The organism is Promicromonospora sp. NPDC023805 (assembly GCF_040639635.1).
GTDB lineage: Bacteria > Actinomycetota > Actinomycetes > Actinomycetales > Cellulomonadaceae > Promicromonospora.
In genome coordinates this window covers 1-15,721 of record NZ_JBFAAH010000021.1, presented here as the reverse complement: position 1 = coordinate 15,721, position 15,721 = coordinate 1, and the positions used below count along the sequence as shown (strand labels likewise).

The window sequence follows — 15,721 nt, the reverse complement described above, 5'->3', positions numbered from 1 at the left end:
ACCTGAGAGAGTCGTCCCCGTGACTGACGACCGCACCGCGCAGACCCTCCGCTCGATCGCCCCCTACCTGGCCGACTGGGCCTCGTTCCAGGCCGCCTACCACGGCATGCCCGGCCTGCAGCTGGCCGTCGGCCGCCGCGGCGAGATCTTCGTCGACCTGGCCTGGGGCAAGGCGAACCTGGAGACGGGGGAGGCCCTGACCAGCGACCACCTGTTCCGCGTCGCCTCCCACTCCAAGACGTTCACGACCGTCCTGGTGATGCAGCTCGTCGAACGCGGCGAGCTGCGCCTTGACGATGGCGTCGGCGCGCTCGTCCCGGAGCTCGACGGCTCGACCGCCGCCGAGATCACCGTCCGCGAGCTGCTCGGCCACCAGGCGGGCATCATCCGCGACTCGTCGGACGGCGACTTCTGGCAGTACGAGCGGCCCTTCCTCGACCGCGAGCAGGTGCTCGAGTGCGTCCGCACCGAGGGCGTCGTGTTCGAGCCGAACGAGCACTTCAAGTACACGAACATCGGCTACAGCCTGCTCGGCATCATCATCGAGCGGGTCACCGGCAAGACGTACGACGAGGTGGCGCGCGCCGCCGTGATCGAACCCCTGGGCCTGACCCGGACCGGGACCGAGCTCGACCCCGCCCGCGCGGACGAGTACGCGGCAGGCCACACCGGCCGCATCACGCACGACGACGCCCGCCGCGTCATCCCGCACGTCGACACCCGCGCCATGGCCGCTGCCACGGGCTGGTACTCCACCGCGCTCGAGATGGTCCGCTACGGCGCAACGCACGTGCTCGGCGACACCACGCTGCTTACCGACAAGAGCAAGCGCCTGGTCCAGCGTGAGGAGTCGACGGTAGCGGTCCGGGGCCTGGAGCTCGGCCGGTACGGCGTCGGCATCGAGCTCGGCAAGGTCGGCGACCGGCAGCTCGTGGGGCACTCCGGCGGCTACCCCGGCCACATCACGCGCACCTGGATCGACCCCGTCGACGGCCTCGTGGTCTCCGCCCTGACCAACTCCGTCGACGGCATCGCCACCCAGATCGCCAACGGCGTCATCCAGATCGTCAACCTGGCGCTCGCGGCGGCGGACGAGGTCGCGGCGTCCGCGACCGGCGGGAACCTGGTGTCGCGCGTCCCGGCGGACGCGCCCGTCGGGCGTTTCGCCAACCTGTGGGGCGTGTACGACGTCGTGGACCTCGGCGGGATCCTGCACACCATCAACCCGCGCTTCCCGCGGCCGGACGAGGCGGCACAGCGGCTCGTCGTGTCCGACGGGCGTCTCGTGCAGGAGCCGGTCGCCGGGTTCGGCGCGGTGGGGGAGCCTGTGCTGGTCGAGCGGGACAAGGCGGGTGCCGTCGTCGCCGCCCGCTTCGGCGCGATGACCGCGTGGCCGGTCGAGGAGTACCGGGCGCGGGTGCTGGGCGGGTAGAAGCGGCGGGGGCTCGGTCAAAGGCTGGGCGGCGGCGGTCTTCAGGTGACCGCGTCCCCGTCGCGGTAGCGTTGTCAGGTGACTTTCAACGAGGGCGGTCAGTTCGAGGGCGGTCGGGTCCGCAAGGGCGGCGGACGCCGGGGCGCCGTCGCTGCGGGCGGTGGCGGCGGCATCGCGATAGTCATCGCGCTCGTGTACATGCTGGTGACCGGCAACAGTCCGCAGGACATCCTCGGTGGGACCACGTCGGGCGGTGGGGACACCGGCGAGGCGGGCTACATCGGCGAGTGCACGGCCGAGCAGGCCAACACCGATCCGGAGTGCCGCCTGAACGCCGCGGTCCAGTCGCTCGACGCCTACTGGGCGACGACCCTCCCGGAGCAGGGCGGGATCGAGTACCAGATGCCCGAGGTCGTGAGCTTCACCGACGCCGTCGACACGGGCTGCGGCTCGGCGACGTCGTCTACCGGGCCGTTCTACTGCCCCGCCGACACCACCGTGTACGAGGACCTCGCGTTCTACGACCAGCTCTCCAGCCAGTTCGGCGCCGAGGGCGGGCCGCTGGCCGAGATGTACGTGACGGCGCACGAGTTCGGGCACCACATCGAGAACCAGCTGGGGCTGTTCGAGCGGGCCGACCGGTCGGGCACCGGCCCGGAGTCCGACTCGGTACGCATCGAGCTGATGGCCGACTGCCTCGCCGGCATGTGGGCCGGCACCGCCGCCACGACCGAGGACCCGGACACGGGAGTCACGTTCCTCGAACCGATCGAGCGAGCGGAGCTGGAGCAGGCGCTCTCCGCGGCGGCCGCCGTCGGCGACGACAACATCCAGCGGCGTTCGGGCGGCGAGGTGAACCCCGAGGCGTTCTCGCACGGCTCGAGCGAGCAGCGCGTCAAGTGGTTCACCACCGGCTACAACGGCGGCACCATCCAGGACTGCAACGCGCTGGACGCGTCGTCCCTCTGACCTTAGGGTTGTCGCATGCACCTCAGCGCACGTACGACGACGCCGGACCCCTCCGGCGCGCGCTGACCCTGCACTCAGCAACCCAAGCCCCGGAGCTCGCTCCGGGGCTTTTGGTTTGCCCGGCACCGGGGCGGTTCCTCCACCGAAGGAGCAACCATGAACGACGTCGCCATCGCCGACCAGCACGAGCACCCCGCGCAGCCCGAGCCGGGCGCTGACCGGCGCGCACCGGTCCTCGACCACCGCGAGCTCGGCCGCGACATGCGGATCTTCGAGTCGAGCCCGCTCGTCGGGCCGGGCCTGCCGCTGTGGCTGCCCGCCGGCGCGGCCGTGCGGTACGAGCTGGAGCAGTACGCCCGCGAGGTGGCGCTGCGCACCGGCTGCGAGCCCGTGTACTCGCCCGTGCTCGGCAAGCGGTCGCTGTTCGAGCGGTCGGGACACTGGGCCAAGTTCGCCGACGACATGTTCCCGCCGATGGCCATGGGCGACTCCGACGTCGACCCGCTGGTGCTGCGTCCGGCCAACTGCCCGCACCATGCGCAGATCTACGCGTCCGAGCCGCGCTCGTACCGCGACCTGCCCGTGCGGTACTCGGAGCTCGCGCCGATGTTCCGGGCGGAACGGTCCGGGGTGCTGTCCGGGCTGAGCCGGGTGCGGCAGATCAATCTCGACGACGCGCACGTGTTCTGCCGTCCCGACCAGGTGGCGGACGAGGTCCACGTCGCGCTGGCCGCCGTCCTGGAGGTGCTCGACACCCTGGGTATCGAGGTGTCGTACCTGCGGCTGTCCGGCCGGGACGACTCGGGCAAGTGGCTCGGCGCGCCCGAGCAGTGGGCGGCGGCGGAGGAGGCGCTCCGGGTTGTGCTGGCCCGGCTCGCTGGCGGGCTGGAGTGGCGCGCCGAGGCGGGGGAGGCGGCGTTCTACGGGCCCAAGATCGACGTCCAGGTGCTCGACGCCCGCGGGCACGAGGAGACCCTCGCGACAGTGCAGCTCGACTTCAACCAGCCGGAGCGGTTCGACCTGACCTACGTCGCGGCGTCCGGCGAGCGGGAGCGGGTGGTGATGATCCACCGGGGCACCGTCGGCGCGATGGAACGGATGGTCGCGTTTCTCCTGGAGCGGCACGCCGGCCGGCTGCCGTTCTGGCTCGCGCCGGTGCAGGTCTGCCTGCTGCCGCTGGGCGGTTCCGGGGTCGACGGCGGCGCGGGTGACGGCGGCGCGGTGGACCAGGTCGATGAGCTGGCCGCCGACCTGCGCGCCCGCGGGCTGCGCGTGCGGGTGGAGCGGGACGGGTCGCTCGGCAACCGCATCCGGCTCGCTCGTCAGCGCCGGGACGCGCTGCTGGGCGTGCTCGGGCCGCGCGAGATCGAGGCGGGGGTGCTCGCGGTGACCGACCCGGCGTCGGGCGAAAAGTCTTCCGTACTGCTCTCCGAGCTGGGGGACAGGCTGGCGGAGGCGGCAAGGAAGCGGGTGGCGCGGGTCGGGTTGTGAGGGGTCTCGACCAGCGGAAGGAGCGGGGTCAGGGGGCCCAGGTGCGGTGGTCTCGGGCGGCCAGGTGGACGATCTCGAGCTCGCGTTCGGTGAGCATCGGCCGCCGGCTCTCGAGCCACGGCACCAGCTCGTTCGCCGTGAGCACCTCGACGCCGTCGCGCGGGCCCTCCACGCGAGGCTGATCCGTCCGGACGAAGACGATGAGCGCCTGCACGTTGATCGGCACGCGGGTCGCGCGGCCCAGGATCTCCTGGGTGCGGCGCGCGGCGTCCCGGGCGAGGTCGGCGGTCACGTCCTGGGTGGGGCGGTACACGGAGTGGATGGTGTAGACGCCGGACGGCCCGATCACGAGCTGGTCGAGCTCGAGCTCCGCGGGGCGCTGCCCGGAGCGTGTGGTGGGGGCGGACCGGACCGACTGGAGGACACGCCAGACGGGACGCTGGGCCACGAGCTCCCAGAGCTCCTGGGCGACGGCCCGCACGCCGGCGATCCGGCGGCTCAGCGCCCGGTGTCGTTCGTCGGGACGTCCGGCAAGCCTGCCGCGCAGCACGGTCGTGAAGTGCTGCCGGGTGTAGGCGCGACGTTCGTCGAGGAGATGCTTGGCCGGCCGGTTGTTCGTCAGGTCATCTCCGCGGGCCAGGCGGCCGGTGCGGAGATTGGGTAGTGCGTCGGCGACAGTGACGGGAACGCTCGGGGAGTCTGTGCCCATGGGCGGACCGTACGTCCGAGACGCCTATACCGCGCGCTCTGGCGGTGAAACGTCGGCTGGATCACCCGCCGGCCGCCCCGTGAGCCGCCGCGAGCGGCCCGGCGACCTACTCCGCCGTGTCCTGTTCCGCCGCGGACTGCTCCACCGCGGACTGCTCCACCGCGGGCCCCGCCGGGAACGCGCGGCGGGCCACGAGCACCACGACCAGCGCCGCCGCGACGAGAGCCACGCCGACGTAGGGCACTGCGGCGAGCCCGACGCCGTCGAGCACCAGCGCCCCGAGCGCCGCCCCGACGCCGATCCCGATGTTGGCGCTGGAGTTGACGAGCGCCCCGACGACGTCGGGCGAGGCCCCGCGGGTGCGGATGGCCGCCGTCTGGAAGACGGCGGCGGCCGCGCCGAAACCGATGCTCCACACCGCCGCGGCCGCGAGCGTGCCCACGGTGCCGGGGAACGCGAGCCCGAGCGTCAGGATCCCGGCCGCGATGACTCCGAGCGTGACGACGGTGGTCTGCCGGAGCCGCACGTCGAGCCGGGCGGCGGCGTACCAGGCGCCGAGGAGGCCCAGCGCGCCGATCAGGAGGAGGGCCGGGCCGAGCGCCGCCGTCGCGAGGCCGGCCGCGAGCAGCAGCACCGACACGTAGGTGTAGACCGTGTAGTGGCCGAGGTACGCGAGCGCGTTCGCCGACGTGACCTGGGCGAGGGCGGTGCGGCGTGCGCCGCGGGCGGCGTCGGCCGGGGGAGTGCCGCCCCCGGCGACGGACGGCAGCAGCAGCGCGGTGAGTACCGCGGCGAGCGTGCACGCCCCGGCCAGCACCAGGAACGAGGTGCGCCAGCCGACGGCGGCGCCGAGCGACGTCGTCAGCGGCACTCCGAGCACAAAGCCCGCGGACGCGCCGAGCGTGACCAGCGCGAGCGCGCGCCCCGCGAGGTGCGGACGCACCAGCCGGGACGCGTACCCGATGCTCACCGAGAAGAAGACCGCGTGGGCCGCGCCGCCCAGCGCCCGGGCCACCGCGACGAGCGCGAACGTGGGCGCGACCGCGACGATCACGTTGCTCAGGACGTAGATCCCGAGGGTGGTGAGCAGCAGCGTCTTGCGGGGCAGCTTGCGCGTGGCCGTCGTCAGTGGCACAGCGAGCACGGCGACCATGAACGCGTAGGCGGTGACGAGCAGGCCGGCGGTGCCTTCGGAGACGTCGAGGTCGTCGCTGATCAGGGGGAGCAGTCCTACCGGGACCAGCTCGGTGGTGATGGCGACGAACGTGGCGAGCGCCAGGGCGAACAGGCCGCCGGCTGCGTCGCGCACGTTGCCGGGCTGCCAGGTCGGACGTATGCGCGGTGTGGCCATGGGCTCCATCCCAGACCGGACGAGCCTGGCTCGCAAGGTGATTCAGGCCGGCGTCGCCGGGAACGCCCGGCGGGCGAGCAGCACCACGACCAGCGCCGCGACGACGAGCACCACCCCGGCGTACGGCACGGCGGCGGCCCCTGCGCCGTCGAGCACCAGTGCCCCCAGGGCCGCGCCGCCGCCGATCCCGATGTTGGCGGTGGAGTTGACCAGCGCCCCGACGACGTCGGGCGAGGCGCCGTGCGTGCGGATCGCCGCCGTCTGGAAGACGGCGGCGACCGCGCCGAAGCCGATGCTCCACATCACGGCGGCGGCGACCGTGCCGACCGTGCCGGGGAAGGCGAGGCCGAGCGCCAGGATCCCGCCCGCGACGACGGCGAGGGTGATGACCGTGGTCTGCCGGGGCCGGACGTCGAGCCGGGCGGCGGCGAACGCGGCGCCGATGAGGCGGAGCGCCCCGATGAGCAGCAGGGCGGGTCCGAGGGCGGCCGTCGCGAGCCCCGCGGCCAGGAGCAGCACCGATATATACGTGTAGACCGAGTAGTGGCCGAGGTAGGCCAGCGCGTTCGCCGAGGCGACGGTCGCCAGCGCGGTGCGGCGGATGCCACGGGCGCCGTCGGCCGGGGGAGCTCCGCCGCCCGGGACGGACGGCAGCAGCGCCGCGGTCAGCACGCAGGCGAGTGCGCACACCCCGGTCAGGACGAGGAACGTCGTGCGCCAGCCGACGGCCGCCCCGAGCGCCGTGGACAGCGGAACGCCGAGCGCGAACCCGGTCGACGCACCTAGCGTGACGAGCCCCAGCGCGCGCCCGGCGAGGTGCGGACGCACCAGACGGGCGGCATACCCGATGGTGACCGAGGCGAAGACCGCGTGCGACGCGCCGCCCAGCGCCCGGGCCCCGGCGACGACGGCGAACGTTGGTGCGAGCGCGACGACCACGTTGCTCACCGTGTAGATGGCCAGGGCGCCGACCAGGAGCGCCTTGCGCGGCAGGCGGCGAGTCGCCACGGTCAGAGGCAGCGCCAGTGCGGCGACCATGAACGCGTACGCCGTGACCAGCAGCCCGGTGATCGGCTCTGAGACGGACAGGCCGTCGCTGATCAGGGGGAGGAGACCGACGGGGGCCAGCTCGGTGGTGACGGCGACGAACGTCGCGAGGCTCAGCGCCAGCAGCGCGCCCGCGGCGCCGCGCACGTCGCCGGCCTCCCAGGACGCGGCCGACTGGCCAGATACGGGCATGCCGCCCATCCTGACACCGCCCGGCCCCGTTGAGTGCTGGATATTTGTCCTGTCGGAACGTTCCGACAGGACAAATATCCAGCACTCAACGGTCTCGGGTTAGGCCAGGGAGCGGAGGCGGAACTGGGCGAAGGTTGCCGTTGTCGGCGGGGTGGCGCCGCTGCCCGCGTAGATGCCTATCCGCGGGGTGGTGTTGGCGGGGAGGGTCCAGGTGGCGCCGAAGCGCCAGGTCCGGCCGTCGCGCGACGACGCCGCCCGATACTCGTGCTCGCCCGTGTCCGGATCGGTGGTGTGGAACAGGCGCAGGTGCATCGTGTCGGCGACCGGCCCGGAGACGTGGCCGCTGAACCAGGTACGCCCGTCTGCCGTGAGCTCCTTGCCGAACTCCACCTGGCGGGTCTGCCAGATCGACACGGGCGCGAGCCGCAGGAAGTCGTCGTCGCCCGCATGCACCAGCAGACCGGCCTGCTGATAGTTGCGCACCATGTTCTCGCCCAGCGGCAGCGTGACCGTGGCCTCCAGCACGAAGTCGCCCTCCGGCGCGTCGCGCAGCAGCGCGGGCGCGTCGTTGGCCGAGCCGACCAGGTCGTGGCCGGTCAGCGGCCAGGCCAGGGCGCCGTCCGTGATCTCGACGCCGTCCGGCCCGGTCGGCGAAGCGTGCAGCCAGCTCCAGCCCGGGTCGAGATCGCCGTCGAACTCCTCGGCGAACGTCACGGCGCCCGCCCGCGGTTCGGCAACCCGCCGGGTCACCGGCTCGTGCGCCGGCACGACGGTCAGGTTGTCGAGCTGCACCTCACCGCCGTCCGCCGCCAGGCTCACGGGAGCCCTCCGGGGGAGCGAGGTACGCGGCTCGAACCGCACCTCGGCGTCGACGTCGCCCAGGCCGCTCGATGACAGCCGCGCTGCGACCGCCCCGTCGCGCGCCTCGACGGTCAGCACATGCCAGTCGCGCAGGTCCGCGTTCGCGGGCAGCGCGGCCCGCAGCTCCCGACGCCCCTGCCCGACGACGAGCTCGCGCGCCTCCGCGTCCAGCCGCACCGACACGGCGGTCCGGCCGTGCCCACCCAAGGTCGCCGTGAAGGAGGCGTCGGCGGCGGGCAGCCGCACGTCGGCCTCGGTCCGCACGTCACGCGGGGCGGGGGCCGTGCGCACGACGGCGGCGTCCCGCCGGCCCGGCACCAGCCGGGCGAGCGCACCCGCGTCGCCCGAACCATCGGTGCCCCTGACAAACGTGCCAGAGACCCGCCGCAGACCAGACCCCGACACCGGGTCGCCGCTCACGATGCCGAGCCCGCTCGCGGCCACCGGCCCCGGCTGCGGACCCTCGCTCGGCCCCGCACCCGCGTTGACCACCGGCCACCCGTCTATCCAGTCCATCCGGTCGATCAGCGTGGGGCGCCGGTTCACGCCGCCCGGCTCGACGAGCCAGGCGGCGTCCTTGTCTATCGCGTGGTACAGCATCCAGTCCTGCCCGGCGGCGTCGGTGAGCACCGCGTGGTGTCCGACGCCGATCCACCGGTTCCCGTTCTGCGCCACCACCTGCGTGCCGCCCACCCGCGACTCGTTCAGGCTCACGCCCTCGTGATCCGTGAACGGGCCCAGCGGCGACCGCGACCGCCCCGCGTACACGCTGTACCCCGTGACCGGCCCGGCGCAGCAGTTCGCCGACGACCCCATCAGGTAGTACCAGCCGTCCCGCTTGACCACGAACGCGCCCTCGTAGCGGTCTCCGACGGTGACCCGCGTGAGCTCACCCACCGCCCGCGTGCCGGTCTCGTCCAGCCGCGTGACCCAGAGGCCGCCGTTGAAGCCGCCGAGGTAGAGGTAGCGCGACCCGTCGTCGTCGGTGAACAGCGCAGGGTCGATGGTGTTCAGATAGGTGTCGCCGCCCGCGGGGCGCGGGTCCAGGACCGGCCCGCCCGAGTCGGTCCACGGCCCCGTCGGCGTCGGCGCGGTCGCCACGCCGATCGTGTAGTCCCACGGGTCGGGGTTCGCCGCCGTGTCGGTCACCGTGTAGTACATGACGTACCGGCCGTCCACGTACCGGATGTCCGGCGCCCAGAAGTACGAGGCGCTCGCGGCCCAGGACGGCCGGTTCTCGTCGTCGAAGATCGTGCCCACGTACTCCCACGACTCCAGGTCGCGGGACTTCGAGACGTGCATGTTGCCGAACGGCCCGCCCGAGACCAGCGGGTCGCTCGTCGCGTACAGGTACCACCAGCCGTCCTTGCCGCGGAGGATCGCGGGGTCGGCATAGGTGTCGGCGAACGGCGCGGTGATCGGGTTCGTGAAGGTGGTGGACGGAGGCTGCGCGCTGCCCGACGGCGGTGGCGCTGCCGCGGCCGGGGCGGCACCACCGCCGTCGGGCAGCGCCGTGGCGCCCAGGACCAGTGCGAGCGAGGCGAGGACGGCGACTGACCGTGGCTGCATGGGGTTCTCATCCCTTCAGGCGGCGCGCCACGTCATCGGCGACGTGGCCCGTCGCTCCATCACAACGGACTGATTGGTACAACGTAGTACCAGACGTGAAGGTACCGTCGCCGGGCCGGTCCCGTCCAGGGTGGCGCCGACGTGAGGCAACGCACCGTAATCCCTGGACCGCTGGCACTAGACTGGAAGGGCCCCCGCCGCTGTGGGCCGAACGACAAACCACCACCCCAACCGTGAGGAACACCTGCGTGATCACTGCCCATGGCGTCGAGCTGCGCGTCGGCGCGCGCGTGCTGCTGAGCGAGGCGAACTTCCGCGTCGCCTCGGGCGACCGGATCGGTCTGGTGGGCCGTAACGGCGCAGGCAAGACCACGCTGACCAAGACCCTCGCGGGTGAGACCCTCCCGTCGGGCGGGCAGATCGTGCGCGGTACCGACATCGGTTACCTGCCGCAGGACCCCCGCACCGGCGACCTCGAGGTCCTCGCGATGGACCGCGTGCTGTCCGCGCGCGGCCTGGACAAGGTCATCTCCAAGATGCGCCAGGCAGAAGGCGAGATGGCGTCCCTCGACGAGGCGACGCAGAACGCCGCGATGGAGCGCTACCCCAAGCTCGAGGCACGCTTCCTGGCGGCGGGCGGCTACTCCGCGGAGTCCGAGGCGCAGATCATCACCGCGAACCTGGGCCTGGACGAGCGTGTCCTGGCGCAGCCGCTCGGCACGCTCTCCGGTGGCCAGCGCCGCCGGATCGAGCTGGCGCGCATCCTGTTCAGCGGCGTCGAGACGCTGCTCCTTGACGAACCCACCAACCACCTCGACGCGGACTCCATCATGTGGCTGCGCGACTATCTCAAGGCGTACAACGGCGGGTTCATCGTGATCAGCCACGACACCGACCTGCTGCGCGCCACGGTGAACAAGGTGTTCCACCTGGACGCGAACCGGGGTGAGCTCGACCAGTACAACCTCGGCTGGGACAGCTACCTCGAGCAGCGCGACACGGACGAGCGGCGTCGTCGGCGGGAGCGGGCGAACGCCGAGAAGAAGGCGGGCACGCTGCTCGCCCAGGCCGAGAAGATGCGCGCCAAGGCGACCAAGGCCACCGCGGCGCAGAACATGATCAAGCGCGCCGAGAAGATGCTCGGCGGCCTGGAGGCCGAGCGCGTCACCGACCGCGTGGCCAACCTGCGCTTCCCGACGCCGGCGCCCTGCGGGCGCACCCCGCTCACCGCCAACGGCCTGTCGAAGGCGTACGGGTCCCAGGAGGTGTTCGCCGGGGTGGACCTGGCGATCGACCGTGGGTCCCGCGTCGTCATCCTCGGGTTCAACGGTGCGGGCAAGACGACGCTGCTGCGGATCCTCGCGGGCGTCGAGGCGCCCGACACCGGCGAGGTGGTGCCGGGGCACGGCCTCAAGCTCGGCTACTACGCCCAGGAGCACGACACGCTCGACATGAACGTGACGGTCGTGGAGAACCTGCGGCACGCCGCGCCCGACCTCACGGACACGCAGGTGCGCTCCGTGCTGGGCTCGTTCCTGTTCAGCGGGGACGACGCCTACAAGCCGACCAACGTGCTGTCCGGCGGAGAGAAGACGCGGCTCGCGCTGGCGACGATCGTCGTGTCCGGCGCGAACGTGCTGCTGCTCGACGAGCCGACGAACAACCTCGACCCGGCGTCGCGCGCCGAGATCCTTGGGGCCCTGAAGACGTACGAGGGCGCTGTAGTGATGGTGACGCACGACGACGGCGCCGTGGAGGCCCTGGAGCCGGAGCGCGTGCTGCTGCTGCCCGACGGCGACGAGGACCTCTGGAACGACAGCTACCAGGAGCTCGTCTCCCTCGCCTGATCCGGCTTCGCCGAAGTAGAGCGTGCGTCCGGACACGCGCTCTACTTCGGCGACAGGGGTCAGCGGAGCTGGGCCTCGATCAGCGCGTCTTCCTCGTCCTCGGCCGTCTGGCGCCGCTCGCGGGCCGGCCTGCGCGCCCGCACGCCCTCGCCGTCCGCCGCCTCGCCGGAGGCCAGCAGCAGGTCACCCGCCGACACGGACTCGCCGCGCAGCGCCCCGCGCTCCCGGCGCCACAGCAGCACGTACCCGCTGATCGCGCCGATCGCGAAGATGCACCACTGGAACGCGTACGACAGGTGCGACCCCGGGTCGGTGTCCGGCTTGGGCAGGGAGGCCAGCCCGGTCTGCGGCGCCGGCTCCTCGGCCCGCAGCGCGCCGTACGCGCCCACGGTGCGGCCCTCGGCCCAGGAGGCGCCGTCCGGCCCTGCCGCGAGCACCTGCTCGGTCGAGATCGCCTGCACCTGCCCGGGCGGCGCGTCCCGGTCCGAGGCGGGTTCGTCGGCCCGCAGCGACGCGACGACGGTCACGGTGCCCGACGGCGGCGCGGGAACGGCGTCGGGCCGCGACCCGTCGGCGCCGAGCGGCACGAACCCGCGGTCGATCACCATGACGACGTCCTGCCCGCCGACCCGCGCCTCGAACGGGACCAGCACGTGGTACCCGCCCTGTCCGCCCACCGGCCGGTTGCGCAGCAGCACCGTCGCGTCGGTGACGTACTCGCCGGTGAGCTCCACCCGCTGCCAGACCTCGTCCTTCGGCACGACGGCGCCCGGCCCGGCCAGGACCTCGTCCACGGGCACCACCGGCGCCGACCAGTTGGCGTTCACGAGGTCGATCTCGGCGTTGCGGGACTCGGCGCGGTCCCACTGCCAGCGGCCCGCCACCAGGCACAGGGCGGCGAGAACCACGGCGGCCACCGCCAGGATCACCCACTGGCGCGTCGTGCGCGGGCCGCGGGACTCGTCGCCCAAGGGGCTCGCGGCGGCGTCGCTCACGACACCCGGTCCAGTTCCGCCACCGCCACCGTCTGCTTCCAGAACGACCGCGACGCGAGGAACTGCTCGAGGTGCTCACGGTGGTCGTCGCACGCGAGCCAGACCTTGCGGCGTTCGGGCGTGTGCAGCTTGGGGTTGTTCCACAGCAGGCCCCATGCCGCCTGCTCGCGGCAGCCCTTGGCGCTGCAGATGAGCTCGCCCTCGGGCACGGGGTCGGGTGCGGGGCCGGAAAGGCCGAGGAGATCCATCGGTAGTTCTCTCAGTCGTCGACGTGGTCGATGACGCGCCCGGCGCCGGGCGCGTCCGGGGCGGGAGCACCCGGGGCCCGCGGTGCGTCGGGGGCGACGTCGGACAGCTCGGTGAGCGCGGGCGCGGCCGCGGGCGTCACGGGCGAGGTGCCGTACGTGACCTGGTCCCGCCCGGAGTTCGCGATGAGCACCGCGGAGTAGGGCAGTACCACAGCGGCGGCGACGAGCGCCCAGCGGACCCAGCCGTCCACCAGCACCGCTCCGACGATGCACACCACGCGGATGGACATCTGGATCAGATAGCTGCGTGTGCGGCGCGCCTGGTCCACTGCCAGCGGCTCGGGGGCCGAGGTGATGGACGGAACCGGCTCGCTCATCTCGCCAGTCTACGTCCGGGACCTGCCCGTCAGACACGCCGTCGGACGTCCGCACGCGCGGCGTTGCTCACCGGTTGTTGTAGAAAACCCACAAGGACCGGTGGAACCCTGTGGGTCCGCCGCGCGCGGCGTCCACCCGACGCGCGGGGTAGCGTCGCAACGGACCCGGATCGAGCCAGGTACCGGCCGCCGCCCCAGCCTCGCGCGGCCTCATGCGAACGTGCATCATCACAGCATCGAGGAGTTCAGGTGACCACCACGCCCGACACACAGAGCATCGCCGCAGGTCCTATTGGCCGGGTAGTCGTCGTGACGGGTGCCGCGCGCGGCATCGGCCGCGCGATCGCCGAGCGTTTCGTGGCCGACGGCGACCGCGTCGCCACCATCTACCGCGGCGGCGACCTGCCCAAGGGCGTCGAGGCCTATGTGGCTGACGTCACCGACTCCGCCGCCGTCGACGCCGCCTTCACCGCCATCGAGAAGGACATGGGACCCGTCGAGGTGCTCGTGGCCAACGCCGGCGTCACCAAGGACCAGCTCCTGATGCGCATGAGCGACGACGAGTTCGAGTCCGTGATCGACGTGAACCTCACCGGGACCTTCCGCTGCGTGCGCCGCGCGTCGAAGGGCATGATCCGGGCCCGCAAGGGCCGCATCGTGCTGATCGGCTCGATCGTCGGCATGTCCGGCGGCCCGGGTCAGGTCAACTACTCCTCGTCGAAGGCCGCCCTGGTGGGCATGGCCCGCTCGATCACGCGTGAGCTGGGGCAGCGCGGCATCACGGCGAACGTCGTCGCGCCGGGCTACGTCGAGACGGACATGACCGCCGCGCTGTCCGAGGACGTGCGTGCCAGCTACCTCAAGTCGATCCCGGCCGGGCGCTTCGCTTCGGCGGACGAGATCGCGTCCGTGGTGTCGTTCATCGCTTCCGACGCCGCGGGCTACGTCTCCGGCGCGGTCATCCCGGTCGACGGTGGTCTCGGGATGGGGCACTGAGCCGTACTCTGGCCGCCGCGGCCTGCGGTTTTGCCCGAACATATCCACCACTTTTGCCATGAGGCACGGCGCGGAGTTTCGTTCCACGCCGCAACTCGCATTACGCTCGCACCCAGCGCAGGGGTCGCCTCGGCACGCCTGCGCCCGATCGGAAGGACAACATGGGTCTCCTCGAAGGTAAGAAGCTGCTCGTCACGGGCGTGCTGACGGACTCGTCGATCGCATTCCACGCAGCTCGGCTCGCTCAGGACGAGGGCGCCGAGGTGGTTCTCTCGTCCTTCGGGCGGCAGATGAAGCTCACGCAGGCCTTCTCGAAGCGCCTGCCGGTCGAGGCACCGGTGGTCGAGCTGGACGCGACCAGCCAGGAGAACCTCGACGCCCTGGCCGACGCCGTGCGCGCGGAGGGCTTCGACAAGCTCGACGGCGTGGTGCACTCGATCGGGTTCGCCCCGCAGTCCGTCATGGGCGGCAACTTCCTCACGGGCACCTGGGAGGACGTCGCCACCGCGCTGCACGTCTCCACGTTCTCGTACAAGTCGATCGCCGTGGCGGCGAGGGAGCTGATGACGGACGGCGGCGCCGTCGTCGGGCTCACGTTCGACGCGCAGTTCGCCTGGCCCGTCTACGACTGGATGGGCGTGGCCAAGGCCGGCCTGGAGTCCGCGAACCGCTACCTGGCGCGCGACCTCGGCCCCGAAGGAATCCGCTGCAACCTCGTCTCGGCAGGGCCGATCCGCACCACCGCCGCCAAGTCCATCCCGGGCTTCGCGACGATGGAGGACGCCTGGCCGACCCGAGCCCCGCTCGGCTGGGACCAGACCACCGCGGAGCCGGCGGCACGTGCCGTGTGCGCGCTGCTGTCGGACTGGTTCCCGGCGACGACCGGCGAGATCGTGCACGTCGACGGCGGCGTGCACGCCATGGGTCAATAGATGGGCAGGAGGCACTGATGGGCAGAGCGTCGGGCACGGAGCCCACCACGTCGCCGGTGCGGCGACTGGTGTTGCTCCGGCACGCGAAGGCGGAGCCGCCGTCGGAACTTCCCGACGAGCAGCGGCCGCTCGCGTTGCGTGGCCGGGACCAGGCGGCGAAGGTCGGTGCGGCGTTGGTCGCGTCCGGCCTCGTGCCCGACGCCGTCCTCGTCTCCGGGGCGGTACGCACCCGGCAGACGTGGGACCTCGCGCGCAAGCATCTGGGGGAGCCGCCGGTGGCGTACACCGACGACCTGCTGGGAGCGATGCCGCGCGGCGTCCTCGCGCTCGTGCGCGAGCTCGACCCCGCCAGCCGGACCGTGCTCGTGATCGGTCACGAGCCCGCGATGGCGGGTACCGCCGAGCTGCTGGCCGGCCCGGGCTCGGAGGACGGCGCGCTCGCGCAGGTCCGCGTCGGCGTCCCGACGGCGACGTACGCCGTGCTGGAGGCCGACGCCTCGTGGGCGGAGTGGGACCGCAAGCTGGCCCGCCTGACCGAGGTGACCCGCCCCGCCTGACCTGACGACGTGTCAGACGCCGACGGACGTGTCAGACGCTCAGGTCACCCGGGTGCGCCACGACAGCGGGCCGTCGTCGCTCTACCTCGACGGGGTGGTGGCGTTCTGGGAGCGCACCGAGTTCCCGGTGAAGCTCTGGAACTCGGTG

14 protein-coding genes are annotated in these 15,721 nt (G+C 72.6%); 7 read left to right on the top strand and 7 right to left on the bottom strand.

Annotated features, from left to right (window positions below; genetic code table 11):
* Positions 1–19 precede the first annotated feature (19 nt).
* The 3 genes from AB0F70_RS19470 to thrS all read left to right on the top strand — a co-directional run bounded on the left by AB0F70_RS19470 (position 20) and on the right by thrS (position 3,892).
* A complete protein-coding gene (locus tag AB0F70_RS19470; RefSeq protein ID WP_357451833.1) occupies positions 20–1,432 on the top strand; it encodes a serine hydrolase domain-containing protein in 1,413 nt (470 codons plus the stop codon).
* A gap of 78 nt (positions 1,433–1,510) precedes the next feature.
* Positions 1,511–2,401: a neutral zinc metallopeptidase gene (locus tag AB0F70_RS19465; RefSeq protein ID WP_357451830.1), complete on the top strand. Its 891-nt coding sequence runs from the start codon at positions 1,511–1,513 to the stop codon at positions 2,399–2,401.
* Positions 2,402–2,557: 156 nt separating this feature from the next.
* Positions 2,558–3,892 carry a threonine--tRNA ligase gene (thrS, locus tag AB0F70_RS19460; RefSeq protein WP_357451827.1) on the top strand — a complete coding sequence of 445 codons (1,335 nt, stop codon included), beginning with the start codon at positions 2,558–2,560 and terminating at the stop codon, positions 3,890–3,892.
* Positions 3,893–3,920: 28 nt separating this feature from the next.
* On the opposite strand, the gene AB0F70_RS19455 is transcribed toward thrS, so the two are convergent.
* From AB0F70_RS19455 to AB0F70_RS19440, 4 genes are all read right to left on the bottom strand, one after another.
* A complete protein-coding gene (locus AB0F70_RS19455) occupies positions 3,921–4,601 on the bottom strand; it encodes a hypothetical protein (protein WP_357451824.1) in 681 nt (226 codons plus the stop codon).
* A 106-nt stretch (positions 4,602–4,707) separates the two neighbouring features.
* Positions 4,708–5,952, bottom strand: a complete 1,245-nt coding sequence (locus tag AB0F70_RS19450) for an MFS transporter (protein ID WP_357451821.1) — start codon at positions 5,950–5,952, stop codon at positions 4,708–4,710.
* Positions 5,953–5,994: 42 nt separating this feature from the next.
* The gene (locus tag AB0F70_RS19445; RefSeq protein WP_357451818.1) at positions 5,995–7,191 is read right to left on the bottom strand and encodes an MFS transporter; all 1,197 of its coding nucleotides are present in this window, start codon (positions 7,189–7,191) and stop codon (positions 5,995–5,997) included.
* Positions 7,192–7,290: 99 nt separating this feature from the next.
* Positions 7,291–9,621: a family 43 glycosylhydrolase gene (locus tag AB0F70_RS19440; RefSeq protein ID WP_357451815.1), complete on the bottom strand. Its 2,331-nt coding sequence runs from the start codon at positions 9,619–9,621 to the stop codon at positions 7,291–7,293.
* 248 nt (positions 9,622–9,869) lie between these two features.
* On the opposite strand from AB0F70_RS19440, the gene abc-f reads away from it, so the two are divergent.
* Positions 9,870–11,468, top strand: a complete 1,599-nt coding sequence (gene abc-f / locus AB0F70_RS19435) for a ribosomal protection-like ABC-F family protein (RefSeq protein ID WP_357451812.1) — start codon at positions 9,870–9,872, stop codon at positions 11,466–11,468.
* Positions 11,469–11,527: 59 nt separating this feature from the next.
* On the opposite strand, the gene AB0F70_RS19430 is transcribed toward abc-f, so the two are convergent.
* The 3 genes from AB0F70_RS19430 to AB0F70_RS19420 are packed head-to-tail and all read right to left on the bottom strand — an operon-like array spanning position 11,528 to position 13,088.
* Positions 11,528–12,463, bottom strand: coding sequence for an SURF1 family protein (locus AB0F70_RS19430; protein WP_357451809.1), 936 nt, complete (start codon positions 12,461–12,463; stop codon positions 11,528–11,530).
* Entirely contained in the window at positions 12,460–12,711 is a 252-nt protein-coding gene (locus AB0F70_RS19425; protein ID WP_116674915.1) for a hypothetical protein, read from the bottom strand. Before AB0F70_RS19425 ends, AB0F70_RS19430 begins: the two co-directional genes overlap by 4 nt.
* Before the next feature lie 11 nt (positions 12,712–12,722).
* On the bottom strand, positions 12,723–13,088 hold the full coding sequence (locus AB0F70_RS19420) for a DUF3099 domain-containing protein (RefSeq protein WP_357451806.1): 366 nt from the start codon (positions 13,086–13,088) through the stop codon (positions 12,723–12,725).
* A gap of 249 nt (positions 13,089–13,337) precedes the next feature.
* Between AB0F70_RS19420 and fabG the strand changes: the two genes are divergently transcribed.
* The 3 genes from fabG to AB0F70_RS19405 all read left to right on the top strand — a co-directional run bounded on the left by fabG (position 13,338) and on the right by AB0F70_RS19405 (position 15,573).
* Positions 13,338–14,084, top strand: a complete 747-nt coding sequence (fabG, locus tag AB0F70_RS19415; RefSeq protein WP_357451803.1) for a 3-oxoacyl-ACP reductase FabG — start codon at positions 13,338–13,340, stop codon at positions 14,082–14,084.
* A gap of 161 nt (positions 14,085–14,245) precedes the next feature.
* Positions 14,246–15,016 (top strand): enoyl-ACP reductase FabI, encoded by a 771-nt coding sequence (gene fabI / locus AB0F70_RS19410; RefSeq protein ID WP_357451800.1) that lies wholly within the window; start codon positions 14,246–14,248, stop codon positions 15,014–15,016.
* Positions 15,017–15,033: 17 nt separating this feature from the next.
* Positions 15,034–15,573, top strand: a complete 540-nt coding sequence (locus AB0F70_RS19405; protein ID WP_357451797.1) for a histidine phosphatase family protein — start codon at positions 15,034–15,036, stop codon at positions 15,571–15,573.
* Positions 15,574–15,721 lie beyond the last annotated feature (148 nt).

What these genes read in the sequence shown, in the direction of transcription:
- thrS (WP_357451827.1), top strand. Translation starts at nt 2,558, where the DNA reads ATGAACGACGTCGCCATCGCCGACCAGCACGAGCACCCCGCGCAGCCC.
- AB0F70_RS19455 (WP_357451824.1), bottom strand. Translation starts at nt 4,601, where the DNA reads ATGGGCACAGACTCCCCGAGCGTTCCCGTCACTGTCGCCGACGCACTA.
- AB0F70_RS19450 (WP_357451821.1), bottom strand. Translation starts at nt 5,952, where the DNA reads ATGGCCACACCGCGCATACGTCCGACCTGGCAGCCCGGCAACGTGCGC.
- AB0F70_RS19445 (WP_357451818.1), bottom strand. Translation starts at nt 7,191, where the DNA reads ATGCCCGTATCTGGCCAGTCGGCCGCGTCCTGGGAGGCCGGCGACGTG.
- AB0F70_RS19440 (WP_357451815.1), bottom strand. Translation starts at nt 9,621, where the DNA reads ATGCAGCCACGGTCAGTCGCCGTCCTCGCCTCGCTCGCACTGGTCCTG.
- AB0F70_RS19425 (WP_116674915.1), bottom strand. Translation starts at nt 12,711, where the DNA reads ATGGATCTCCTCGGCCTTTCCGGCCCCGCACCCGACCCCGTGCCCGAG.
- AB0F70_RS19420 (WP_357451806.1), bottom strand. Translation starts at nt 13,088, where the DNA reads ATGAGCGAGCCGGTTCCGTCCATCACCTCGGCCCCCGAGCCGCTGGCA.
- fabI (WP_357451800.1), top strand. Translation starts at nt 14,246, where the DNA reads ATGGGTCTCCTCGAAGGTAAGAAGCTGCTCGTCACGGGCGTGCTGACG.
- AB0F70_RS19405 (WP_357451797.1), top strand. Translation starts at nt 15,034, where the DNA reads ATGGGCAGAGCGTCGGGCACGGAGCCCACCACGTCGCCGGTGCGGCGA.